This is a genomic window from Frateuria sp. (genome assembly GCF_035944355.1).
In the GTDB taxonomy this organism is placed as follows: domain Bacteria; phylum Pseudomonadota; class Gammaproteobacteria; order Xanthomonadales; family Rhodanobacteraceae; genus Frateuria_A.
Genome location: NZ_DASZBH010000016.1, coordinates 170,418 through 193,539, shown reverse-complemented (window position 1 = coordinate 193,539; position 23,122 = coordinate 170,418). Strand labels below are relative to the sequence as shown.

Sequence of the window (23,122 nt, the reverse complement as noted above, 5' to 3'; positions counted from 1 at the left end):
GCCGACGCTGCCGGCGGAACGGGCGCGGAGGCCTGGCATGCGCCCGGTCAGCGGTGGCATACCGAGCAATCCGTCAGCCGGCGCGTGTCGACGTGGTAGCGCTTTACCAGGGCCAGGCCCAGCTTTTCCTGGTCCGGTGGCTTCCAGCCCATGGCGAATTCCTGCTCGCGCGGGCGCAGGTACTTCTGCGGCGCGCGGTGGCAGCCAAGGCACCACTTCATCGACAGGGGCTGCGTGCGCATGGTCAGCGCCATGCGGTCGACGCGGCCGTGGCAGCTCTCGCAGCCCACGCCCTTGGCCACGTGGATCGAGTGGTTGAAGTAGACGAAGTCGGGCAGCTGGTGCACGCGCTGCCAGTGCAGCGCCGCGCCGCGCTGCCAGCTCTGCACCACCGGGGCGAGCATCGCCTCGTCGGTGTAGAGCTGCGAGTGGCAGGTCATGCAGGTGGAGATCGGCGGGATGCCGGCAAAGGCGTCCGTTTCCACCGTGGCGTGACAGTAGCGGCAGTCGATGCCGTCGTCGCCCACGTGGTGCTTGTGGCTGAAGGGCACCGGCTGCTCCACGGCTTCGCCGACGCGGTGCGGCTCGTTGGTCAGTCCGCGCCAGGCCAGCACGGCGGCGCTGGCCAGGACCAGCAGCGCCAGCAGGGCGAGCTTGACGAACAAGCCGAAGCGCGGATGGAAGATCTGGCTCATCGCCTCTCGTCGTGGTCCTTTCAAGCGAGCGTTCGTCGGTCAGCTTCACAGGCGGCGTGTGAAGCCCATGCCCCCGCTGTCATCAAAATCACGGCGGCGCGGAGCGCCACGCTTGCTCCCTCTCCCCCTGCTCTTGTCAAGGATGGGGAGGAGGAGCGGGAGCAGTACTTCAGCCACCCGGCGACTTGCGCAATGTCTCGCGCAGGTCTTCCACACGGTCCGCATCGACCGCCTTCGCCTGGTTGCCCCAGGCGTTGCGGATATACGTGGTGAGGTCGGCGATCTGTGCGTCGTCGAGGCGATCGGCGAAACCCTGCATGGCCAGGCCGGTGGGATCGCCGCCCAGCGTGGCAGGAACGCGTGCGCCCTGGAGAATCACGCCGATCAGCGTGTCGGCGCTCCGGGCCTGCACCGCGCTGCTCTGGCGCAGCGGCGGAAAGGCGCCCAGCTCGCCCTGCCCTTCGGCGAGGTGGCAGCCGGCGCAGTTGTCGACGTACAGCGCGGCGCCGCGGTCGAGCGTGCCACGGTCGACGCTGCCCACCGATGCTTCCTTCGGCGTCGGCAGACTCTTGAGGTAGACGGCGATCGCCCGACGGTCGGCTTCGCTCATGTACTGCGTGGACTGCTCGACCACCTCGGCCATGGGCCCGGCGGCGGCGGTGCGATCGTTCCGGCCGGTGCCCAGGTACTGCACGATGTCCTGTTCGCTCCAGCTGCCCAGCCCGTCGCGCACGCCGCCGGCCAGGCTCGGCGCGAAGGCGTTTTCGGCGAAGCCGCCGGAGAACGGATCATCCATGTCGGTGGCGCCGGCGAAGTTCCTCTTGCTGTGGCAGGCGCCGCAGTGGCCGGCGCCCTGGACCAGGTAGGCACCGCGGTTCCACTGCGCCGAGCGCTTCGGGTCGCTGCGGTAGGTGCCGTCCTGGAAGTACAGACCGTTCCACACCGCCATGACGCCGCGCCGGTCCAGCGGCCAGGGCAGCTCGTTGCGCCGCCTGGCCTGGCGTACCGGCGCGAGCGTGTCCAGATAGGCCTTGATCGCCCGCACGTCGTCGCGGCTCAGGCGCGTGTACCAGGGATAAGGGAAGGCCGGGTACAGGTGGTTGCCCTCGCGGTCGACGCCCTCGTGCATGGCGCGGTAGAAGTCCGCGTCGTTCCAGCGGCCGATGCCGGTTTCCGCATCCGGCGTGATGTTGCTGGAATAGATCGTGCCGAAAGGCGTGGGGATCGCGCGGTCGCCGGCGTAGGGCGTGCCGCCGGGCGCGGTATGGCAGGCCTCGCAGTCGCCGATGCGCACCAGGTAGCGACCGCGGGCGATGTCGCCGTACGGGCCCGGGCTCATGCGCTCGCCGAGCTGGACGACCGAGGGGGTGGTCAGGTCGCGGTCGTGGGAGCAGGCGGTGCAGAGGGCGGCGACCAGCAGCACGCCCGCCGTCGACGCGGCCTTTCGCAAGGCTGCCCCTCGCGCACGCGCATTCATGTCGCCACCAGCGGGCCGGGGCTCTTGAGATACCGCTTCATCGCCTCGGCCGACCAGTAGGTCAGCGCGCCGACGGTGCCGGTGGGGTTGTAGCCGGCGTTCTGCGGGAACACGGAGGAGCCCATCACCCACAGGTTGGGCACGTCCCAGCTCTGCAGGAAGCGGTTGACGACGCTGGTCCTGGGGTCGGTGCCCATCACCGCGCCGCCGGTGTTGTGGGTGGTCTGGTAGGGCACGATCGAGTAGGGACCCTGGCGCTTCTTCACGTGCACGCTGGCGCCCGGGATCGCGCGGCCGATCGTGGCGGCCTGGTCGGTGAGGAAATCCGACATCTTGTGTTCGTTGGGCTGGAAATCGAAGGTCAGCCGCAACAGCGGGTTGCCGTAGGCGTCGCGCCAGGTCGGGTCCAGGTCCAGGTAGCTGCCGCGGTAGCTCATCACGCTGCCGTGGGTGGCGATCGAGCAGGCGGTGAGGTAGTTCTCGTGCATCGCCTGCTTCCAGCCGGCGCCCCACTTGGCCGCATGCTCGGGCAGGTAGTGCTGCAGGATCGGCCGCCCGCCGGTATTCCACAGCGCAACGTAGCCCCCGCCGATGAAGCCATGCGGACCGTGGTCGAAGTTGTCGCCGTTGAACTCGTCGATCGCCTGGCCCAGCGCGCCGGCGCCCATGAAGGGGTTGAGGCGATCCTTCTGGAACACGTCCACCGACGAGGTGATCTGGTAGGCGTAGTTGCGCCCGACCACGCCGGTGTTGGCCACCGGGTCGTAGGGCTGGCCGATCTTGGAGAGCAGCAGCAGGTGCACGTTGTGCTGGGCGAACGCGCACAGCACCACCATCTGTGCCGGCTGCTCGATCTCGTTGCCGTCGACGTCGACGTAGGTGACGCCGGTGGCGCGCTTGCCGCTGCCGTCGGTGTTGACGCGGGTGACGTTGCAGTGGGTGCGGAAGTGGAAATTGTCCTTCTTCAGCAGCACCGGCAGGATGGTCGTCTGCGGGCTGGCCTTGGAATAGTTGCCGCAGCCGAACCACTCGCAGTAGCCGCAATAGGTGCACTGGCCCAGCTGCACCCCGAGCGGGTTGCGGTACGGACGCGAGGCATTGGCGGCCGGGCAGGGAAACGGCTTGAAGCCCGCCTCGCGCGCGGCCTTGTCGAACAGCACGGTGGAGGCGCTGCGCTCCAGCGGCGGCAGCGGATAACCGCGCGCGCGCGGCCCCTCGAAGGGGTTGCCGCCGGCCACGAGCTGTCCCTTGAGGTTGCCGGCCTGGCCGGAGACGCCGCACAGGTATTCGAAGCGGTCGTAGTAGGGCTCCAGCTCCTCGTAACTGACGCCCCAGTCCTGCAGGTTCATGTCGGCCGGGATGAAGCCCTTGCCGTAGCGTTGCTCGGTGTGCGAGCGGATCACGAAGTCCTGCGGCAGGAAGCGCCAGCACTGCCCGTTCCAGTGCACGCCCGCGCCGCCCACGCCGGCCGCGGGCAGGAACGAACCTAGGTGGCGCATCGGCAGCGCGGTCTGGCTGGCGTTGTTGCGGAAGGTCAGCGACTCGCGCTCGGGCGCCTCGAAGATCTGCTTGCGCACCGCGTAGCGCAGCTCGTCCTGGATGTGGTCGGTGGCGAAGTCCGGCACCGTGTCGCGCCAGGCGCCGCGCTCCAGCGCCAGCACCTGCACGCCGGCGTCGGTCAGCTCCTGCGCGATGATCGAGGCGGTCCAGCCGAAGCCAACCAGCACTACGTCCACCGGCGGCATGCGCCGCGCCATCAAGCGGCCCCGTTGGCGTGGGCCAGCGCCTCGCTCGGCGTGCGGCCGATCAGGCTGACGTACGGTTGTCCGTAGGGCTTGCCGTATTCGCCGATCTCGCGCACGTAGTTGTAGCGCGGCCCAGGGAAGCCGATCAGCTTCCATCCGGCGAAATCGCGGTTGCCGCCGTAGGCCGGGTCGGCCAGGTAGCCTTCCTGGGTGTTTTGCCACAGCAGGTTGAAGAAGGTCTTCGACGGCACGTCGCCCAGGTCCACCTTGCCGTCCTCCAGCGCGTGCAGCACGGCGTCCTGCTGCCCGGCGCCGAGCTTGGCGAAAGGCTGCTGGTACTGCTTGCGGCAATGCGCGTCGATGCCGGCGATGGCCTGGCGGTAGACCTGCGCGGGGGTGTAGCGCAGCTGGTAGCCCTGGCTGTCCACGCCGCTGGGCCAGGGGCCCTGCATGTACCAGCGCTCGGCGCGGCCGTAGGGGCCGGCCAGTTGCAGATCGATGAAGGTGGGTACGCCGGCCTGGTCGGCGCCGGGACCTAGCGCATCGGCGGGAATCAGCCGGGCCACGGCAGCACGTATGAAATCCATTTCCTCCGTAGCCAGGTAGGCGTTGGGCGAGGCGCCGTGCACGCCGCTTCCGCCGGGGCCGCCGCACGCGCAGAGCGTCATGCCTGCGGGAACCGCCACGCCCAAGAGCCTCAGGAATTCCCGGCGTGCCGGATCGTGCCCCACGTCTGCCTCCTCCCTTGCTTTGGACATAGGAGCCTAGGCAGGTCACGGTGAAGGGAGGGCGTCATCCCGGTGAAAGGAGGGTGTTAGCGGGTCGAAAAATCTTGCGTTCCGCGCAGCCGATTGCGCTCTTTGCGGTAGGGACCGCGTCCCCGCCAGCGCCTTTTGCCGGTTTCTTGCGATGCACGCTGCCGATGCTTTCGCGTATGGCGCGCAGGGCACCACATTTGTGAACCGAAACCGGAAGATCGCATGCTTAATGCTTGACGCAGCAAGGCTTTCGCCTGCACGCTTCCATCACTTGTGTGTGGTCAGGATTCACGGTTCTGGCGCACGAGCGTGTGGAGGGGTCAATGGCGAAGGACAACCTTGTGTTGCTGGTGGAAGACGACTCGGACACGCGCGAAGTCATGGCGCTGCTGCTCGATGCCGCCGGCTACCAGGTGTTGTCCGCGCGCGACGCCAAGAGCGGCATCCGGTTGATGGACGAGCAGCCGCAAATCGATGTGATCGTCACCGACGTCAACATCGGTGGCGGCCAGGACGGCATCAGCATGACCGAGGAACTGCGCCGGCGCGGCTCGAACGCCGCCGTGGTGGTGATCTCGGGCGACCCGGAAGCGTCCAGCGACCGCTTGGGCCCCACCGCCACCTTCCTGCCCAAGCCCTACGACCGCAAGGCGCTGCTGGCCGCCATTGCCGATGCCCGTGCGAAGAACGCCCGCGCCTGCGCCGTCGCCGACAGGGGCGCGCCGACGTATCCTGGAGCATCGCACTAGGCATTGAAGCAGGTCTGGTTGAGGTCGGCCGCGCGGCAGGCGGTCCTCCGGCGGCGACTGCAATTCCCCCGTGCGGGGACGAGACACCGATGACATCGTCATGGACGGCCATCGCGCGGTACCTGCTGTGCAAGGATGGTGGCATGGAAACGAGTGGTACCCATCCTTACCAGTTGCTGGTCCAGTCCATCCTGGACTACGCCATCTTCATGGTCGATCCGCAGGGCCGCGTCCGCAGCTGGAACGCGGGCGCCGAGCAGATCCACGGCTACCGCCCGGCCGATATCGTCGGCCGCCCGTTCGCCCTGCTGCACACCGAACAGGAGCGCGCCGGCGGCCGTCCCGAGTTGATCCTGCACATGGCCGCGGCGCACGGCCGCTTCCAGGAAGAGGCCGAGCGTCTGCGCCGCGACGGCAGCCGCTTCTGGGCGCACATGGTCTGCGACGCGGTGCGCGACGAGCACGGCCACCTGCTCGGCTTCGCGATGGTCACCCGCGACATCACCGAGCGGCGCCATACCGAGCAGCGGCTGCGCGAAGTGGAGAGGCGCTTCCGCCTGTTCGTCGACGGCGTCACCGATTGCGCGATCTGCATGCTCGACCCCAATGGCATCGTCACCGACTGGAACGCCGGCGCCGAACGCATCAAGGGCTATGCCGCCGCCGAGATCATCGGCCGCCCGCTGGCGCGCTTCTTCGTCAACCCGCAGGTGGCGCAGACGGCCATGACGGTGGCCGCCGAAAGCGGCCGCTACGACCTGGTCGACTGGCAGGTGCGCAAGGACGGCTCGCGCTTCATGGCCGAGATCGCCATCGACGCCATCCGCGACAGCGACGGCCAGCTGCTGGGCTTCGCCAAGATCACCCGCGACATCACCGAGCGGATGGAGGCCGAGCGCCACCTGGAGGAGACCCGCGCGCAGCTGTTCCAGTCGCAGAAGATCGAGGCGCTGGGCCAGCTCACCGGCGGCATCGCGCACGACTTCAACAATCTCCTGCAGGGCATCATCGGCTCGCTCGAGGTGGTGCAGATGCGCCTGGCCAGCGGACGCCAGGACGTGGACCGGTTCCTGGGCAACGCCATCGACTCGGCCAAGCGCGCCGCCACGCTGACGCATCGCCTGCTCGCCTTCGCGCGGCGGCAGCCGTTGGCGCCCAAGAGCGTGAGCCTCAACGACCTGGTCACGCAGATCGCCGAGCTGCTGCCGGCCACGCTGGGCGAACGGGTGGAGCTGAAACTCGACCTGGCGCCCGCGCTGGTGCCGGTGCTGTGCGATCCGAACCTGCTGGAAAGCGCGTTGCTCAACCTGGCCATCAACGCGCGCGACGCGATGCCCGACGGCGGCCGCCTGACCATCCGCACCGGCTCGGCGCCGCCCGGCGAAGGACCGTTGCGGCGTCCGCACAGCCTCAGCGATGCGCCGACCTTGCTGCTGCAGGTATCCGACACCGGCATGGGCATGACGCCCGAAGTGCGCGCGCGGGCGTTCGACCCGTTCTTCACCACCAAACCCAAGGGCCGCGGCACCGGCCTGGGACTGTCGATGATCCATGGCTTCGTCACGCAGTCGCGCGGCGCGATCGAGCTGGAGAGCGAACCGGGCCACGGCACCACTGTATCGATCTACCTGCCGAGCGGCGAGCGGCGCAACGTGCGTTCGAACGACGCGCGCGAACCGGGCGCGCGCTGGGAGCCGGCCGCCGGCGAAACCATCCTGCTGGTGGAAGACGAGGACGTGGTGCGCGAGCTGGTCGCCGGCAAGCTGCGCGAACTGCATTACCGGGTGCTGGAAGCGCGCGACGGCCACGGCGGACTGGCGGCGATCGAGTCGGACGAGCGGATCGACCTGATGGTTTCCGACATCGGCCTGCCCGGGCTCAACGGTCTGCAGATGGCCGAGGTCGGACGCCACCGCCGGCCCGGCCTCAAGGTGCTGTTCGTCACCGGTTATGCCGAGACGATGCCGGAAGACTGGACGCTCGATGCCGACACCGACCTGCTGACCAAGCCGTTCGAGTTCGACACGCTGGTGCAGCGCATCCGCACGCTGCTGCCCAGCCCGCTCAAGCGCGCGCAGAATCCCTGAACCGCCGGCCGGCCCGGGCCGCCTGAACCGTTTGGCGTGCTGCGCGGCGTTGGCACGTGGCTTGTATGACCGGGAATACTCCTCCGCGAGGACTCCCCATGCAGATGTTCCTGCCCTGCCCGCCGCCCGTCGCGATCCGCATGCCTCGCATCGGCCCCATCGGCGGCATGACCCCGTCCAAGCCGGTCGGCGATCCCGAGTCGCTGCCGCCGGACCCCACGCCGCCGCAACCCTATGATCCGGGCGATCCGGTGCGCGCACCCAAGCCGCGCGAGCCCGACCAGCCGGCGATCGACCCACATGATCCGGGTATGCCGATGCCGCGTATCGACGATCCGGCCGCGCCCGCTTTCTGCTGGTTCAACTGAGGCAAAAGTTGGCATGCGGCTGCAAATTTTTCGCGCCCATCCCTTAAGGAGCTCCCATGAGCCGACATGACGACGACCCGCGACGCGGCCCGCGCATCCACGATGAACGGCGTGACCCCTACGAGGCCCGGCGCCAGGTGCGCACTTTCGGCGACGACAATGAAACGGCCGCCGAGCGCCCATGGCGAGCCGCCCACCCACAGCACGAACGGAACGACACGCGCAGCCCGCGCTGGAGCGAGCAGCCCGCGCGCTACGGCGGCGGCTACCGCGAGGACGAGTTGTGGAGCGGCCACCGCGGCGACGCGCGCTACGGCCAGGACACCGACAGTGAACGCGCCGACGGCCAGCGCCAGAACCAGGGTGGCCGCCACCAGTGGCAGCCCCGGCGCGACTACCGCCCTGACCCCCATGGACAGGACAACAGTGGCTATGGCGCGGAGCGTTCCTATGGCCAGGGCAGCTCCCAGGACGACGCGAGCGGCGACTACGCCCACGCCAGCTGGACGCAGGAACACGACTACGAGGGCCCGCGCTACGGTACGGCCTCCCGCGCTGGCGGCCGCGACGCCGGCGGCGGCCAGTACGCCCACACCGACACCTATGGCGGCGCCGGCTTCCGCCAGCAAGGCAAGCGCTACTGGTTCGACGAAGGCGACCAGCGCGGCGCATTCCGCGGCACCCGCCCGCGCGGCTACGAACGCAGCGACGAACGCCTGCGCGAACTGGCGTGCGAGCGCCTCACCGAGGCCGATCTGGATGCCAGCGACATCGAAGTGAAGGTGAGCCAGGGAACGGTCACGCTCGAAGGCAGCGTCCCCACGCGTCGGATGAAGCACCAGGCCGAGGACATCGTCGACGACCTGGGCAACGTCAAGGACATCCAGAACCATCTGCGTGTGAGCCGGAGCGACGCCGCGCGCTCGGACACGGCGAGTGCGGGCGGCTCGCCAGCGGCCGGCAGCACCAGCGCCGCCGGCGGCGGCTCCACGCAAGGCAGCGACATCGGTGGACGCAGCAGGCACTGAGGCAGCGCGCGCCACCTGCGAGGCATGCGGCGTACCGGACGCCCACACGTGTGGCGCGTGCACGACGCACGCGCCACTGCCTAGAACAACTCTTCGACGCAGCTTGCACTTCGCTTGCGGCATCGTCAGCGTCGTCCACGCCGACCTGCCAAGCGCTGCGCAGCCGCGGCTGTCGCCGTGGATGCATGGGTACGCCTCGGGCGGCCTGCTCCTTTCAACGCGACAGCCTCCGGGTCTTGCGACCCCTTCCGGTGAAATTGTGCCGACGACCGCTTCCATCCTGCTCGTTGACGACGATCCCCAATTCCTAGACGTGGTAACCGCCTTCGCCGAACCGAAAGACTGCTCCGTCACCGGCGCAGCCAGCCTGGCGCATGCATTGAGGCTTACTACCGAGGCGCACTTCGACCTGATGCTGGTCGATCTTTCGCTGCCCGACGGCAATGGCCTGGAGTTGATCGACAAGCTCGACCCGCAACAGACCGGCCAGGTGGTCGTGATCACCGGCCATCCCTCGGTGGAGACCGCCGTACAGGCCTTGCAGTTGCCGGTGCTGGACTACCTCATCAAGCCGGTCGAAGGCGATCAGCTCAATCGCCTGCTCGACCAGGCGGTGGCCGCGGCCAAGCTGCGCGCCGCCACCGCGCTGGCGAGCGAGCGCTGCGGCGAGCTGATCGGCGCCAGCGCGTTGATGCAGCGATTGTTCGAGAAGATCCGCCGCGTCGCGCCGCTGGACGTCACCGTGTTGATCCACGGCGAGAGCGGCACCGGCAAGGAACTGGCCGCGCGCGCGCTGCACCAGTACAGCGAGCGCAGCGGCCGTTTCGTCGCGGTCAATTGCGGCGCGATCGCGCCGGACCTGCTGACCAGCCAGCTGTTCGGCCACGAGCGCGGCAGCTTCACCGGCGCGATCAAGGACCATGCCGGCTTCTTCGAGCAGGCGCAAGGGGGCACGCTGTTTCTGGACGAATGCACCGAAATGCCGTTGCAGCTGCAGACCCACCTGCTGCGCGTGCTGGAGGAGCGCGATGTGACCCGCGTGGGCGCCAGCGCCAGCAAGCCGGTGGACGTGCGCGTGATCGCCGCGACCAACCGCGACCCGCTGCAGGCGGTGCGCGACGGCCTGCTGCGTGCCGACCTGTACTACCGGCTGATGGATTTCCCGCTGGCGATGCCGCCGCTGCGCGAGCACCCCAGCGACATCCCGCTGCTGGCGCAGCGCTTCCTGGACCGCCTCAACGAGCGTTACGGCACCAGCCGCCGCTTCGCGCCGGACGCCATGCGCCGGTTGCTGGCGCACGACTGGCCCGGCAACGCACGCGAGCTCAAGCACGCGGTGCAACGCGCCTGGGTGATGTCCGGCGATGAACTGGACATGCACATCGCCCAGCCGCCGCAATACCCGCTGCACCAGGCGCACGACCACGGCAGCATGCCTTTCCGCGTCGGCATGACCATCGACGAAATGGAAAAACAGATGCTGCTGCGCACCCTTGCCCATTTCGACAACGACAAGACGCGGACGGCCGAGGCGCTGGGGGTCAGCCTCAAGACCATCTACAACAAGCTGTCGCGCTACCAGCACGAAGATCGCGAATGAAATGAACGCACGCCCGGCCAGCCCCTACATCACCCCCATCCCCCTGCCGCTGCCGACCACACTGCAGGCGCTGGACGCCTCCTCCGCGGAGCAGGCGATCACCCGGTTGCTGCAGCAGGTGAGCCTGCAATGGCACGCCGAGGTCTGCCTGCTGGTGGCGCCGCACCGGCCCAGCGGACAGGGCCGCTACTGCTGGCCATTGCCGCCACCGCCGCCCTCGCGGCGCGAGGCGCGTGCGCTCGCTTCGCACCTGGCCGCGCAGTCGCTGCGCTCCTCGCTGTGCGTCGAACGCAGCGACGCGCGCCTGCGCGGCGGCAACGCGCGCCTGCGCGCGATCGCCCTGCCTTGCCGGCGCGCGCGCCGGCCGGCGGCGGCGCTCGGTCTGACGCTGTACCGGCCGCGCATGCTCGACGCCGAGGAACGTGCGGCGCTGGCCCACGTCGGCGCCTGGCTGGCCGTGCTGCTGCAGCGCGAGCGGCGCGAGGCCGACGCCCACGAGCAATCCGCCAACCCGGTCTCGGTGGTCGACGCGATCAACAACGCGCTCAACGTCATCCTGATGCGCACCGATCTTGCCGCACTGATGCTCGAGCGCAAGGAGCACGCCCGCGTGCTCACCGTGCTCAACCAGATCGGCCACGGCTGCCTGCATTGCGCCGAGCTAGCCCGCGGCCTGCTCGGCGAGCCTAACCCGGTCCGCCGCAGCGAGCTCAACTAGCCGCGAGCGGGCTCGACGCGGCATGCGCCCTCCAAACGTCTAGCCGCGCTGCACGCCGCCGTCACCGCACCTAGCTGCGCACCACGGCAACTTTTCCAAGCGGCTTTGTAGTTTTGCCGCGACCGCTTGCGAGCAGGCGCGGCAGCATCTGGCTTGTCGGCGACGTTGCGCACGTTACGGCGGCGTTCGGCGCACTTTCTGGCTGGCATGGATGTTGCGACCACATGGCAGCAGCCGCGCAACGCGGTGCGCCGTCGGGTTCCCCTGCCCGACGTTCCCCCGAACGGAAGAGAAGAAGAGAGCACCGACATGTCCAGCAAGAACCAAGGCAGCGGCACCAGCAAACGCGGCTTCGCCAGCATGGACGAGGAACGCCAGCGCGAGATCGCCAGCGAAGGCGGCCGCGCGGCGCACGCCAGCGGCCATGCCCACCAGTTCACGTCCGAGGAAGCACGCCGCGCCGGCCAGAAGGGCGGCGAAGCCGTGAGCTCCAACCGCGAGCACATGGCCGCGATCGGCCGCAAAGGTGGCGAAGCCAGCCACGGCCGCCGCAGCGGCGAGGAAAGCAACCGTGGCAACGCCCAGCAGGCCAAGGCCGGCCGCGAGGGTTCCAAGAACGGGGAAGAAGACTGACCGCGCCGTGCGCAAGCCCGGGGCGCGCAAACCACCCACGAGGAAATCGAGATGACCAACCGACGCATCAGCATGATGCTCGGCGCACTGTTGCTGGCCGGCGTGGCCTGCACGGCGTTCGCCCAGAGCAGCAGCACTCCCGGCAGCAGCGGCAGCATGAGCAAGAGCGGCACCAGCAAGGACGGCGCGTTCATGCGCCATGCGGCGGCCGACGGCCTGGCCGAGGTCCAGATGGGCCGCATCGCGCTGGACAAGTCCTCCTCCGCGCAGGTGAAGGAACTGGCCCAGCGCATCGTCGACGACCATACCAAGGCGAACGATCAGTTGATGAGCATCGCCCAGCGCCAGCAGGTGACCCTGCCCACCGAGCCGACGCCGATGCAAAAACGGGAGGCTGACAAGCTCAAGGCCATGAGCGGCACGGCCTTCGACCAGGCCTACGCCAAGGCGATGGTCAAGGACCATCGCAAGGCGATCAAGATGTTCGGCATGGAAAGCCAGAAGGCGAGCGACAGCGACGTCAAGCAGTTCGCCAGCGCCACCTTGCCCGTGCTCAAGACGCACATGGAGATGGCCGAGAAACTCGCCGGCAGCGAAGGCATGCACGGCAGCGGTCGGTCGAAGGGCCACAGCTCCGCCACGCCGATGGACAGCAGCGGCTCGATGAGCATGCCGCCCTCCGGCAGCAGTACGCATTGAGGCCATGAACGCCTCCGCCAGCCAGCGTTGCGCCCACCCGGCTTGCCGCTGCAGCGTGCCCATCGGCGACACCTATTGCTCGGATCATTGCCGCCAGGCGGTGAACGAGCCCTCCTCGGGTCCCTGCGGCTGTGGCCATTCGCCGTGCCAGCCGAAGAGTGCCGAAGGCAGACCGGGCGTTCCCTAGAGACGTGAGCCCTCCCCCTCGTAGGGAGGGCTTCGTCGGTGGAGGGCGGACCGACCGTGCGCCTGAAGCCAGCGCGCGAGCAGTGCCAGCACCTCGCCGCGCGCCGGCTCCGCCTCGTTGAAAAGTTCATGGAAGAGCGTGCCGAACTGATGCGTGGTCAGCAGGCCGGCGGGCGCCGCCGCCGCGAACGCGCGGCTACCGCCCGCATCCACCAGGCGATCGGCCCCGGCGACCAGCAGCAGGGTGGGCACGGACAGCTGCGGCGCTCGGGCGATGCAGTGCCGGCCGCCCGCGAAGATGAAGCGCGCCAGCCGGGGCGTGATCCAACCCGAGCGCAGCGGATCGTTCCGGTAGGCCGCCACCACCGCGGCATCGTGCGACAGCGCCTCGAATGGCAGGCCGCTGCGCAGCGGCAGGTTCGGCAGCCAGCGCGACAACTGCCGGGCCAGGGCCTGTTCCCAGGCGCTCGCCCAGGTACGCAGCGCCGGCGAGGAAAGCACCAGGGCAGGCGGCGCCAGCCGGCCGTCGATGACCGCGTGCAGCGCCACCAGCGCACCCATGCTGTGGCCGAGCAGCAGCGGCGGCTTCCCGAGCTCGCGGGCGAAGCGCGCGTAGACCTCGGCCAGGTCTTCGAGCAGCTCCAGCGGCCGGGCGAGCCCGCCGCGCTGTCCCGGCGAGCGACCGTGGCCGCGCTGGTCGTAGCTGCGCGCGGTATAGCCACTCGCGTTGAACCAGGCCGCCAGTCGGCCGTAGCGACCCGCGTGCTCGCCCAGTCCGTGCACGAACAGCACGCCGGCGCGCGCATCCTCGCGCGGCCAGTCGTATACGCACAGCCAGCGCCCGTCGGCCAGCGTCAGCCGGCCGAGCAAGCCCTCGGTTGTGTGCCATGGTGCGTCCACACGCATGCCTCCGCGCCCAGGCCTGCAACGTAACCCGCCCGCCGCGTCCTGAACAGGCACCCGAAGAGGAGGCATGCATTCGGGGGGACGCTCGAAGTATGAGACGCCCGCCCCTATATCATCGGGCGATGCCGCTCGGTCACTTTCATCCCGTCGTCGCGCGCTGGTTCCAGCGCAGCTTTCCGGCGCCCACCGCGGCGCAGGTGGGCGCCTGGCCGAACATCCATGCCGGGGCGCACACGCTGGTGGCGGCGCCGACCGGCTCGGGCAAGACGCTGACCGCCTTCCTCGCCGCGATCGATGCGCTGGTGCGCGAGGGCGTGGCCGCCGGTGGCGTGCTGCCGGACGAGACGCGGGTGGTCTACGTCTCGCCGCTGAAGGCGCTCTCCAACGACATCCACATCAACCTGGAGGCGCCGCTGGAGGGCATCCGCGCCGAGCTCCAGGCCGCAGGCCTGCCCGACGTGGCGATCCGCACCGCCGTGCGCACCGGCGACACGCCGCAGGCCGAGCGCGCGCTGATGCGCAAGCTCGCCCCGCACATCCTGGTGACCACGCCCGAATCGCTGTACGTACTGCTGGGCTCGGCCTCGGGGCGGGCCATGCTCAAGAGCACGCGTGCGGTGATCGTCGACGAGATCCACGCGCTGGCCAACTCCAAGCGCGGCACGCACCTGGCCTTGTCGCTGGAGCGGCTGGAGTCGCTGTGCCAGCGGCCGTTGCAGCGGATCGGCTTGTCGGCGACGCAGAAGCCGATCGAGGAAGTGGCGCGCTTCCTGGTCGGAGCGCGCGACCAGGCGTCCTCTCCCCCGGCTCTTATCAAAGAAGGGGGAGAGGGCCGGGGTGAGGGGCGGGTCTTGCCTCAGCCAAGTCAAGAGCTCGCTCCTACAACCCTCCCCGCGAGCCCCGGCCCCTCATCCGACCCTTCGGGCCGCCTTCTCCCCGGAGGGGAGAAGGAAATAACGAGCTGCGCGATTGTTGATGTGGGCCACACCCGCGCGCGCGATCTCGCCATCGAAGTGCCGCCCGTACCGCTCGAGGCGGTGATGTCCAACGACGCCTGGGACACCGTCTACGAGCGCCTGGCCCAGCTCGCCCGCGAACACCGCACCACGCTGGTCTTCGTCAACACCCGCCGCATGGCCGAACGCGCCGCGCGCCATCTCGCCGAGCGGCTGGGCAAGGACGCGGTCGCCGCGCACCACGGCAGCCTGGCCAAGGAACTCAGGCTCGATGCCGAGCAACGCCTGAAACGAGGCGAGCTCAAGCTGCTGGTCGCGACCGCCTCGCTGGAGCTCGGCATCGACATCGGCGACGTCGATCTGGTGTGCCAGCTTGCTTCGCCGCGCTCGATCGCCGCCTTCCTGCAACGCGCCGGCCGTTCCGGCCACGCGGTGAGCGGTACACCCAAGGCGCGCCTCTTTCCCACCAGCCGGGACGACCTGCTCGAATGCGCGGCGCTGCTCGATTGCGTGCGCCGCGGCGAACTCGACGCGCTGGTGCAGCCCGTGCAGCCACTCGACGTGCTGGCCCAGCAGATCGTCGCCGAGGTCGCCTGCCAGGAATGGGACGAGGATGCGCTGTACGCGCTGGTGCGCGGCGCGCACCCGTACCGCGCGCTGCCGCGCGAGCAGTTCGACGCCATCGTGCGCATGCTCGCCGAAGGCTTCAGCACGCGCCGCGGCGCGCGCGCGGCGTACATCCATCGCGACGCGGTACATCGCCAGCTGCGCGCCCGCCGCAATGCCCGGCTGACCGCGGTGACCTCCGGCGGCACGATACCCGACACCGCCGATTACCTGGTCGTACTCGAACCGCAGTCGACCATCGTCGGCTCGGTCAACGAGGACTTCGCGGTCGAGAGCCTGGCCGGCGACGTTTTCCAGCTGGGCAACACCAGCTACCGCATCCTGCGCGTCGAACGCGACCGCCTGCGCGTGGAGGATGCGCACGGCGCGCCGCCGAGCATCCCGTTCTGGCTCGGCGAGGCGCCCGGGCGCAGCGACGAGCTCTCCTACGGCGTGGCCCGCCTGCGCGAAGAGGTGGGCGGGCTGCTCGACGCCGGCGGCGTGGCCGGGGCGGTCGCCTGGCTGCGCGGCACCCTGTCGATGAGCGAGCCGGCCGCGCAGCAGCTGGCCGACTACCTGCATCGGGCCAAGGCGGCGCTGGGCGTGCTGCCGACCCAGCACACGATCGTGTTCGAGCGCTTCTTCGACGAATCGGGCGGCACCCAGCTGGTGATCCACACGCCTTTCGGCAGCCGCATCAACCGCGCCTGGGGCCTGGCGCTGCGCAAGCGCTTCTGCCGCCAGTTCAACTTCGAGCTGCAGGCGGCGGCGACCGAGGACGCGATCGTGCTGTCGCTCTCGACCAGCCACAGCTTCCCGCTGGAGGAGGTGTCGCGCTACCTGCATTCGAACTCCGCCGAGCACGTGCTGGTGCAGGCGCTGCTGGACGCGCCGCTGTTCCCGGCGCGCTGGCGCTGGAATGCGGTCACCGCGCTGGCGCTGCCGCGCTACACCGGCGGCAAGAAGACCCCGCCGCAGATCCAGCGCATGAAGAGCGAGGACCTGCTCGCCACCGTGTTTCCCGACCAGGTCGCCTGCCTGGAGAACATCGTCGGCGAGCGGCAGATCCCCGACCACCCGCTGGTCAACCAGACCCTGCATGACTGTCTGCGCGAGGCGATGGACGTGGACGGCCTGCTCGCCGTGCTGCGCGGCTTAGAAAGCGGCGCCATCAGGGTGGTCGCGCGCGACCTCACGGGTCCCAGCCCGCTCGCCGCCGAGGTGCTCACCGCCGCGCCCTATGCCTACCTCGACGACGCGCCGCTGGAGGAACGCCGCACGCAGGCGGTGCAGAACCGCCGCTGGAACGCCGAGGACGCCGACGACCTGGGCCGGCTGGATCCGGAGGCGATCGCGGCCGTGCGCGAGGAAGCCTGGCCGCAGGTGCGCAGCGCCGACGAGATGCACGAGGCGCTGACCCTGCTGGGCTTCGTCACGGCCGGCGAGGTGGCCGGCAACGCCGGCTGGCAGGAACGGCTCGAGGCGCTGGCCAGGCACCACCGCGCCACACGCTCCCGGCCCTCTCTGCCCCGGCCCCAGGCGGGGGCGGAGGATCGGGGAGAGGGGGAGGCCGTTCCCGCCAGCCAGAAGAGGTCCCAACACGAGCGCGCATCGGTATGGCTCGCCGCGGAATCATTGCCGCTCTGGCATGCCGTCCACGCAGACGCCACGCTGCAACCGCCGATCAGCCCCCCGCCCGACTACGCCCGGACCTGGGCCCGCGACGACGCCCTGCTCGAACTGATCCGCCGCCGCCTCGGCGGCCTCGGCCCGATCACCGTGGACACGCTTGCCACCTCGCTTGCCGTGGAGCCGTCCGACATCGAGCCGGCCCTGCTGCGCCTGCAGTCCGAAGGCTACGTGATGCAGGGCCGCTTCACCCCCGACGCGCCCGCCATCGAGTGGTGCGAGCGGCATCTGCTCGCGCGCATCCATCGCTACACCATCGGCCGCCTGCGCCGCGAGATCGAGCCGGTCAGCCGGCGCGACCTGCTGCGCTTCTACGCGGACTGGCAACACTTGACGCCGGACACCCGCATGGAGGGGCCGGATGGCCTGATCGGTGCCCTGCACCAGCTCGAAGGCTACGAAGCGGCGGCCGGCGCGTGGGAGAGCGAGCTGCTGCCCGCGCGCGTGGGCGACTACGCCAGCCGCTGGCTGGATGAACTGTGCCGCGCCGGCCGCTTCGGCTGGAACCGCCTGCGCGCCGGCGGCGGCAGTGCGGGCCCGGTGCGCGCCACGCCGATCGTGCTGCTGCCGCGGCGGCAAATGGCGGTCTGGACGGCCATGGCGGCCGACGGGCAGCCGCAGGAGGCGCTGCTTTCCTCGCGCGCGCAGGCTGTCGCCGATGCTTTGGCCGCGCACGGCGCGCTGTTCTTCGACGAGCTGCTCGACCTGACGCATTTGTTGCGCACGGAACTGGAAAACGCGCTGGGCGAACTGGTCGCCGCAGGCCGCGTCACCGCCGACAGCTTCGCCGGCCTGCGCGCGCTGCTGCTGCCGGCGGCCAAGCGCGAGTCGCGCCCGCACCGGCGCGCGCGGCGGCATGCGCTGAGCGAGATCGAGGATGCGGGACGCTGGTCGCTGGCTCGTCCGGCCCTTCTCCCCTCGGGGGAGAAGATGGCCCCGAAGGGGTCGAATGACGGGTTGGGGGGGAGAGCAGGCAAAGGAGGCGCTTCGCGCCAGCTTGAATCCGATGAAGCAGAGCACGTCGCGCGTGTCCTGCTTCGCCGCTACGGCGTGGTCTTCTGGAAGCTGCTCGAGCGCGAAGCCCCGTGGCTGCCGTCCTGGCGCGAACTGCTGCGCGTGTACCACCGGCTGGAAGCGCGCGGCGAGATCCGCGGCGGCCGCTTCGTCGAGGGCCTGGTCGGCGAGCAGTTCGCGCTGCCCGAAGCGATCGGCGCATTGCGTGCGGTGCGCAACCGTGCGCCTACGCAGCAACTGGTGTGCGTCAGCGGCAGCGACCCGCTCAACCTGGTCGGCACGGTGCTGGCCGGCGACAAGCTGCCGGCGCTTGCCGGTACCCGCGTGCTGTACGAGGACGGCGTGCCGGTGGCTGCGCTGGTGGCCAACAAGCCGCAGTTCCTGCAGGACGCCGACGGCGCCGCCCAGCAGCGCTGGCGCAATGCGCTGCTGCGCCGGTCCGGCAGCGAGCCGCGCGGCCTCGGCCTGGCCATCTAGCCGGCCGAGGCGGTCAGTCGCTGATGTCGGCGATGTGGATCAGCAGCCCCTCGTGCACGCGGAACTCGCTGCGGCCGTTGAGCGCGATCAGCTGGCCGGCCCGCGCCCCGTTGGGCAGGTCCAGTGCGAACACGCCTTCGAAGGCGATGCCCACGTGCGCCATGCCGTCCTTTTCGTCGTAGCGGGTGATCGTCTGCCGCCGGCGGGCGAACAGCGGCAGCGTGCTCTGGGCGAGGCGGCGGAACTCCTCGACGCCTTGCGTGCGCACCGTGGTGACGCCGGCGGTGATGTTCTCGAAGACCACCTGCGGATGCAGCGTGGCCAGCATGCCGTCCACGTCCAGTCGGTTGTAGGCGTCTATATAGCGGTCGATCAGGGCGCGCATGCGGGTTTACCGTGTTGGGCTTCGGCAGCATAGCAAGCTCGCGATGCCCGGCCCTTCCCCGCGGGAAAGGGATTGGGAACGAGGGCCCGGCGGCATCCCGCTCCACTCGTATCCTCTCCCGCCTTCGCGGCCCCCCCCTCGCCCGGAGGGCGAGGGATGGCAGCTCACTTCACGTTGTCGGTCTGTTCGATGAAGCGCGCCACGTTGTCGTGCAACGCCTTCAGCGACTGCTCGTGCGCATAGACCATGTGGCCGGACGGGTACCAGGCATAGGAGATGTTCTTCTCCAGCGCGGCCGGAATCGGCAGGTGGTGCATCTCGTAGTCGGCGGCGAAGTAGGGCGTGGCCAGATCGTAGTAGCCGCCGTTGAGCAGCACCTTGAGGTCCGGATTGGTCTTCATCGCGGTGGCCAGGTCGGGCATTACATTGGTCGAGGACTGCAGGGCCTCGCCGTGCGTTCCCGGCGCCTTGTGCGAGAAATCCCAGTGGTCGATATCGGCGAACAGCCGGTATTGCATGGCGTCGCCGAACTTGAGCTGGCGGCGCACGTAGTCGTTGAAGGCGGCTACGTAGGCGGAACTGATCGCCGAGGATTGCGGGTCGTATTCCGAATCTTTCGCCAGCGGATCGAGCGCCGGCCCGGAGAAGCGGCTGTCCAGGCGCCCGGTGGTCAGGTCGCCGTCGAACTGCAGCTGGTGCTCGAACATGCCGCCGCTGACGCGCAGATTCGCCTTGACGAGGTAGTCGACCGGCAGTCCCGTGTACTCGTGCAGCTTCTGCGCGACGGCGCGCTTGCGCGCATCGTCCAGCCGCGCACCCTGCATCAGCGCGCTGGCGTAGTCGCCCAGCGCGTACTGTTCGACCTCGCGCAGGAACGGCTCCAGCTGCGCCGGCTGCTGCGGCAGCCTGTGGTGGTAGTACGCCGTGGCGGCGAAGGTCGGCAGCGCCAGCGCGTAGGGCAGGTCGACGCCGGGGTTGAATTCGGGCCCGTCGATGCTGGTGTCGAAGGAGAGGATCTGGGAAAGCAGGATCACGCCGTTCAGATCGACGCTGTCCTCGTTTTGCAGGATGTTGGCCAGCACCGCCGAGCGGGTGGTTCCGTAGCTTTCGCCGAACAGGTACTTGGGCGAGTTCCAACGGTCGTAGCGGGAGAGGAATTGGGTGACGAACTGCGCGAAGGCGTGGCCGTCGCCGTCGACGCCGTAGACCTCCTTCTTGCGCTCCTTCATCTGTTCGTCGCGCTTGGACTTGTCCTTGTCGTCGGCGATCAGCCGCGAGAAGCCCGCGCCGGGCGCGTCGATGAACACCAGGTCGGAGGCGTCCAGCAGACTGTAGTCGTTGTTGACCAGGCGGTAGGGCGCCGCCGGCGTGTGGCTGTCGTCGCTGGTCACCACGCGCCTGGTGCCGAACGCGCCCATGTGCAGCCACACCGTGGCCGAGCCGGGGCCGCCGTTGTAGATGAAGGTGATCGGCCGCTTGGCCGGATCGACGCCCTGCTTGAAGTAGGCGGCGTAGAACATGCTCACGGTCGGCTCGCCGGCCTGGTCGCCGTGCTCGTGCAGCACCAGCGTGCCGGCGACGGCCTTGTAGTCGATGCGCCTGCCCTCGACGCTGACCGAGCCGCTGCTCTGCGCGCTCTGCGGCTGGGTGAGCGCCGCTTGGGCCTGGTCGCCGTCGGCGCGGGGCTTGTCCTTGTCCGCCGCGAAACTGACCGGGACCAGCAGCGTCGCGGCCAGTGCCGCGGCCAGGGGAAGCTTGCGCATGAGGTAACCTCTCGGGACGCGTGAAAGCGCCAGCATAGGCAGCGCCTGCTGCGCGTTCACAGCCCAGAAGTCACGCTCAGCCGCGCGCCAGCAAGGCGATCGCCGCCACCGCGAGCGCCAGTCCGGCCAGGTTGAGGCGCGAAAGCCGCTCGCGGAACAGCACCAGGCCCGCCAACGCGCCGAACGCCACCACGCCCAGGTTCATGCCCGCGAACACCAGCGCCGGCCGGCCGGGCAGTGCCTGATGCGCACGCAGGTAGAACAGGATGTTGCCGAAGTTGAGCAGGCCCAGCAGCAGGCCGGCCGCCACGCTGCGGCGCCCCAGCCGCACGTTCGTGCGCGCGAGCCGCCAGCCCTGCAACAGCAGGCTCACCAGCAGGGCCAGCGCGAACATCGCCAGCAGCGCGGCACCGAGCGGCACGCCCGCCTGCGCCACGCGCTTGAACAGCACGTCGATCACGCCGAAGCCCAGGAACACCAGCAAAGGGAAGAGCCAGCGCGCCGCGTCGGCGGCGGTATCGGCGCCCCCGCGCGCAGGCCGCCAGACCAACCCGGCCAGCGCCGCCAGGCCCGCGGCGACGCCCCACGCCTTGGCCGCACTCAACGGTTCGCCGAACAGCACGAAGGCGGCCAGCAGCGACAGCATCAGCGACAGGCGCTGGGCCACCTCGGAGCGCACGATGCCGGCATGGCGCACCGAGCCGGCCAGGGCCAGGAAGATCGTCGGCAGCAATACGCCCAGCCCCAGCAACGCCGGCCACACCGCTGCCGCCGCACGCAGGCTCGAGGCGGTGGGCGCGAACGCCCAGGCGCTGAGCGCGACCGCGGCCACGTAGTTCCAGGCGATCGCTTGGCCCACGTCCACCTCCAGCCGGCGGGCGAGCTTGAGCAGCACCGACACCAGCACGCTGCAGAGGGCGGCGAACAGCAGATAGATCATGCCTTCTCCGGCAAGTTGGGGGCGGACCGTGCCGGCGCACGATGGGCGAAGCGTTCGCGGTAGCGCGCCGGGCTCAGACCCAGTGCGCGGCGGAAATGATGGCGCAGGCTGTCGGCATGGCCGTAACCGCAACGGTCGGCGATCTGCTCGATACTCAACCGGCTGCCTTCGAGCAGCTCGCGGGCGCGGCCCAGCCGCTGCTCGATCAGCCACTGCCGCGGCGAACGGCCGGTGGCGGCCTCGAAGCGGCGCAGCAGGGTGCGCTCGCTGGTGCGGGCGCGCGCAGCCAGCTCGGCCAGCGGCAACGGACGGTCGAGGCGGCGGCGCATCCAATCCAGCAACACGCCCAGCGATTCGCCCTGCGCCGGCAGCGCCGAGGGGATGAACTGCGCCTGGCCGCCGTCGCGGTGCGCCGGCACCACAGCGCGGCGCGCCACCTGGTTGGCCACCTGCGGCCCGTGGTCGCGGCGGATCAGGTGCAGCGAGAGGTCCAGCGCCGCGGCACTGCCGGCGGACGTCAGCAGGCTCCCCTCGTCCACGTAGAGTACGTCGGGTTCGACCCGCACCCGCGGGAAGCGCGCCGACAGCGCATCGGCGTAACGCCAGTGCGTGGTCGCGCGGCGGCCGTCCAGCAGGCCGGTGGCGGCCAGCACGAACACGCCGGAACAGAACGAGAGCAATCGTGCGCCGCCGGCGTGGGCGGCCCTCAGGGCGGCCAGCAGTTTCGGCGGCGGCGGCGCATCGGCACCGCGCCAGCCCGGCACGATCACCGTACCGGCGCCTTCCAGCGCCTCCAGCCCGCCGTCGGCATGCACGCGCAAACCGCCGGCCGCGCGCAGCGGCCCGCGCTCGATGGCGCAGACGCGGAAGTCGTACCAGGCCGGCAACTCCGGGCGCGGCAAGCCGAACATCTCCACCGCGATGCCGAACTCGAAGGTGCACAGGCCGTCGTAGGCGAGCGCCACCACAGTCAGGTTGCGGGGTGGGATTGGCGGCTTTTTCATGAAGATGGTCATTCTCGCCAATGGCCGCGCTCGCCGCCAGTGCGCACACTGTTGGCGCCCTATCGAGCGGAGCATCTCCATGAGCGTCGTCAGCCAGACCCCCGCCGCACCCGCCGCCCTCGCGCAGGAACACTTCCAGGCGCGCCTGGGTTTCGAGACCGACTGCGCCGACGTCTGGTACGCCAGCCGGCACGAGGAACATGACTTCGTGCTGCTGGACGTGCGCACCCCCGTGCTGTTTGCGGCAGGCCACGTTCCCGGCGCGATCAACATGCCGGTGCGAACCATCGGCGAGGCGCGCCTGGCAGAGTTCCCCGCCGATACCTTGTTCGTGGTCTATTGCGCCGGCCCGCATTGCAACGGCGCGAACAAGGCCGCGCTCAAGCTGGCGCGGCTGGGCCGGCCGGTCAAGGAAATGATCGGCGGGCTGACCGGCTGGCTGGACGAAGGCTTCGGCCTCGAGCGCGGCTGATCGCCTAGACGGATTGCTGGTGCGGCGCGCGACCGGTGCCGACCTCGCGCAGGCGGCCCGCTTCTGCCGGCGGCTGGGTGCGCGGGACGCTCAGACGGCGGTACGGGCTGCTGGCGTGACATGGCATCAGGCGCGCTGCGCTTGCCTGCCATCTTCATGGATGTAGC

19 protein-coding genes are annotated in these 23,122 nt (G+C 69.8%); 10 read left to right on the top strand and 9 right to left on the bottom strand.

The features are described from left to right. Positions 1-47 precede the first annotated feature (47 nt). The 4 genes from VGU03_RS13785 to VGU03_RS13770 form a co-directional block, all read right to left on the bottom strand. Complete coding sequence (locus VGU03_RS13785) at positions 48-695, bottom strand: cytochrome c3 family protein (RefSeq protein ID WP_327481459.1); 648 nt, start codon at positions 693-695, stop codon at positions 48-50. Between the two features lie 169 nt (positions 696-864). Beyond that, entirely contained in the window at positions 865-2,145 is a 1,281-nt protein-coding gene (locus VGU03_RS13780) for a cytochrome c (protein ID WP_327481457.1), read from the bottom strand. A 23-nt stretch (positions 2,146-2,168) separates the two neighbouring features. Next, the gene (locus tag VGU03_RS13775; RefSeq protein ID WP_327481455.1) at positions 2,169-3,929 is read right to left on the bottom strand and encodes a GMC family oxidoreductase; all 1,761 of its coding nucleotides are present in this window, start codon (positions 3,927-3,929) and stop codon (positions 2,169-2,171) included. Beyond that, positions 3,929-4,585, bottom strand: a complete 657-nt coding sequence (locus VGU03_RS13770) for a gluconate 2-dehydrogenase subunit 3 family protein (protein WP_327481453.1) — start codon at positions 4,583-4,585, stop codon at positions 3,929-3,931. Before VGU03_RS13770 ends, VGU03_RS13775 begins: the two co-directional genes overlap by 1 nt. Before the next feature lie 413 nt (positions 4,586-4,998). Between VGU03_RS13770 and VGU03_RS13765 the strand changes: the two genes are divergently transcribed. From VGU03_RS13765 to VGU03_RS13730, 8 genes are all read left to right on the top strand, one after another. Then, positions 4,999-5,424: a response regulator gene (locus VGU03_RS13765; protein WP_327481451.1), complete on the top strand. Its 426-nt coding sequence runs from the start codon at positions 4,999-5,001 to the stop codon at positions 5,422-5,424. 143 nt (positions 5,425-5,567) lie between these two features. Beyond that, positions 5,568-7,511: a PAS domain S-box protein gene (locus tag VGU03_RS13760; RefSeq protein WP_327481449.1), complete on the top strand. Its 1,944-nt coding sequence runs from the start codon at positions 5,568-5,570 to the stop codon at positions 7,509-7,511. A 98-nt stretch (positions 7,512-7,609) separates the two neighbouring features. After that, entirely contained in the window at positions 7,610-7,879 is a 270-nt protein-coding gene (locus VGU03_RS13755) for a hypothetical protein (RefSeq protein ID WP_327481447.1), read from the top strand. A gap of 56 nt (positions 7,880-7,935) precedes the next feature. Then, positions 7,936-8,907 carry a BON domain-containing protein gene (locus VGU03_RS13750; RefSeq protein ID WP_327481445.1) on the top strand — a complete coding sequence of 324 codons (972 nt, stop codon included), beginning with the start codon at positions 7,936-7,938 and terminating at the stop codon, positions 8,905-8,907. 259 nt (positions 8,908-9,166) lie between these two features. Continuing rightward, the gene (locus tag VGU03_RS13745; protein WP_327481443.1) at positions 9,167-10,507 is read left to right on the top strand and encodes a sigma-54 dependent transcriptional regulator; all 1,341 of its coding nucleotides are present in this window, start codon (positions 9,167-9,169) and stop codon (positions 10,505-10,507) included. A gap of 1 nt (position 10,508) precedes the next feature. Beyond that, positions 10,509-11,225 (top strand): hypothetical protein, encoded by a 717-nt coding sequence (locus VGU03_RS13740; protein ID WP_327481441.1) that lies wholly within the window; start codon positions 10,509-10,511, stop codon positions 11,223-11,225. A gap of 309 nt (positions 11,226-11,534) precedes the next feature. Continuing rightward, positions 11,535-11,858 carry a KGG domain-containing protein gene (locus tag VGU03_RS13735; protein WP_327481440.1) on the top strand — a complete coding sequence of 108 codons (324 nt, stop codon included), beginning with the start codon at positions 11,535-11,537 and terminating at the stop codon, positions 11,856-11,858. 51 nt (positions 11,859-11,909) lie between these two features. Then, on the top strand, positions 11,910-12,557 hold the full coding sequence (locus VGU03_RS13730; protein WP_327481438.1) for a DUF4142 domain-containing protein: 648 nt from the start codon (positions 11,910-11,912) through the stop codon (positions 12,555-12,557). Positions 12,558-12,740: 183 nt separating this feature from the next. Here VGU03_RS13730 and VGU03_RS13725 read toward each other — a convergent pair whose 3' ends face one another. Then, positions 12,741-13,649 carry an alpha/beta hydrolase gene (locus VGU03_RS13725; RefSeq protein ID WP_414655965.1) on the bottom strand — a complete coding sequence of 303 codons (909 nt, stop codon included), beginning with the start codon at positions 13,647-13,649 and terminating at the stop codon, positions 12,741-12,743. A gap of 122 nt (positions 13,650-13,771) precedes the next feature. Here VGU03_RS13725 and VGU03_RS13720 point away from each other — a divergent pair, with 122 nt between their 5' ends. Beyond that, positions 13,772-18,391: a DEAD/DEAH box helicase gene (locus VGU03_RS13720; protein WP_327481436.1), complete on the top strand. Its 4,620-nt coding sequence runs from the start codon at positions 13,772-13,774 to the stop codon at positions 18,389-18,391. A 13-nt stretch (positions 18,392-18,404) separates the two neighbouring features. Here the strand turns inward: VGU03_RS13720 and VGU03_RS13715 are convergent, their stop codons facing one another. The 4 genes from VGU03_RS13715 to ftrA all read right to left on the bottom strand — a co-directional run bounded on the left by VGU03_RS13715 (position 18,405) and on the right by ftrA (position 22,483). Beyond that, on the bottom strand, positions 18,405-18,776 hold the full coding sequence (locus tag VGU03_RS13715) for a nuclear transport factor 2 family protein (RefSeq protein WP_327481434.1): 372 nt from the start codon (positions 18,774-18,776) through the stop codon (positions 18,405-18,407). Between the two features lie 164 nt (positions 18,777-18,940). Then, complete coding sequence (locus tag VGU03_RS13710; RefSeq protein ID WP_327481432.1) at positions 18,941-20,539, bottom strand: S10 family peptidase; 1,599 nt, start codon at positions 20,537-20,539, stop codon at positions 18,941-18,943. Between the two features lie 76 nt (positions 20,540-20,615). Continuing rightward, the gene (locus VGU03_RS13705) at positions 20,616-21,479 is read right to left on the bottom strand and encodes an EamA/RhaT family transporter (RefSeq protein WP_327481430.1); all 864 of its coding nucleotides are present in this window, start codon (positions 21,477-21,479) and stop codon (positions 20,616-20,618) included. Next, complete coding sequence (ftrA, locus tag VGU03_RS13700) at positions 21,476-22,483, bottom strand: transcriptional regulator FtrA (protein ID WP_327481428.1); 1,008 nt, start codon at positions 22,481-22,483, stop codon at positions 21,476-21,478. The genes VGU03_RS13705 and ftrA overlap by 4 nt, the downstream gene beginning before the upstream one ends. Before the next feature lie 79 nt (positions 22,484-22,562). Here ftrA and VGU03_RS13695 point away from each other — a divergent pair, with 79 nt between their 5' ends. Further along, positions 22,563-22,955 carry a rhodanese-like domain-containing protein gene (locus VGU03_RS13695; RefSeq protein WP_327481426.1) on the top strand — a complete coding sequence of 131 codons (393 nt, stop codon included), beginning with the start codon at positions 22,563-22,565 and terminating at the stop codon, positions 22,953-22,955. Positions 22,956-23,122 lie beyond the last annotated feature (167 nt).

What these genes read in the sequence shown, in the direction of transcription:
- VGU03_RS13775 (WP_327481455.1), bottom strand. Translation starts at nt 3,929, where the DNA reads ATGGCGCGGCGCATGCCGCCGGTGGACGTAGTGCTGGTTGGCTTCGGC.
- VGU03_RS13710 (WP_327481432.1), bottom strand. Translation starts at nt 20,539, where the DNA reads ATGCGCAAGCTTCCCCTGGCCGCGGCACTGGCCGCGACGCTGCTGGTC.
- VGU03_RS13695 (WP_327481426.1), top strand. Translation starts at nt 22,563, where the DNA reads ATGAGCGTCGTCAGCCAGACCCCCGCCGCACCCGCCGCCCTCGCGCAG.
- VGU03_RS13770 (WP_327481453.1), bottom strand. Translation starts at nt 4,585, where the DNA reads ATGACGCTCTGCGCGTGCGGCGGCCCCGGCGGAAGCGGCGTGCACGGC.
- VGU03_RS13785 (WP_327481459.1), bottom strand. Translation starts at nt 695, where the DNA reads ATGAGCCAGATCTTCCATCCGCGCTTCGGCTTGTTCGTCAAGCTCGCC.
- ftrA (WP_327481428.1), bottom strand. Translation starts at nt 22,483, where the DNA reads ATGAAAAAGCCGCCAATCCCACCCCGCAACCTGACTGTGGTGGCGCTC.
- VGU03_RS13740 (WP_327481441.1), top strand. Translation starts at nt 10,509, where the DNA reads ATGAACGCACGCCCGGCCAGCCCCTACATCACCCCCATCCCCCTGCCG.
- VGU03_RS13750 (WP_327481445.1), top strand. Translation starts at nt 7,936, where the DNA reads ATGAGCCGACATGACGACGACCCGCGACGCGGCCCGCGCATCCACGAT.
- VGU03_RS13760 (WP_327481449.1), top strand. Translation starts at nt 5,568, where the DNA reads ATGGAAACGAGTGGTACCCATCCTTACCAGTTGCTGGTCCAGTCCATC.
- VGU03_RS13735 (WP_327481440.1), top strand. Translation starts at nt 11,535, where the DNA reads ATGTCCAGCAAGAACCAAGGCAGCGGCACCAGCAAACGCGGCTTCGCC.
- VGU03_RS13730 (WP_327481438.1), top strand. Translation starts at nt 11,910, where the DNA reads ATGACCAACCGACGCATCAGCATGATGCTCGGCGCACTGTTGCTGGCC.
- VGU03_RS13755 (WP_327481447.1), top strand. Translation starts at nt 7,610, where the DNA reads ATGCAGATGTTCCTGCCCTGCCCGCCGCCCGTCGCGATCCGCATGCCT.
- VGU03_RS13725 (WP_414655965.1), bottom strand. Translation starts at nt 13,649, where the DNA reads ATGCGTGTGGACGCACCATGGCACACAACCGAGGGCTTGCTCGGCCGG.
- VGU03_RS13705 (WP_327481430.1), bottom strand. Translation starts at nt 21,479, where the DNA reads ATGATCTATCTGCTGTTCGCCGCCCTCTGCAGCGTGCTGGTGTCGGTG.
- VGU03_RS13715 (WP_327481434.1), bottom strand. Translation starts at nt 18,776, where the DNA reads ATGCGCGCCCTGATCGACCGCTATATAGACGCCTACAACCGACTGGAC.
- VGU03_RS13720 (WP_327481436.1), top strand. Translation starts at nt 13,772, where the DNA reads ATGCCGCTCGGTCACTTTCATCCCGTCGTCGCGCGCTGGTTCCAGCGC.
- VGU03_RS13765 (WP_327481451.1), top strand. Translation starts at nt 4,999, where the DNA reads ATGGCGAAGGACAACCTTGTGTTGCTGGTGGAAGACGACTCGGACACG.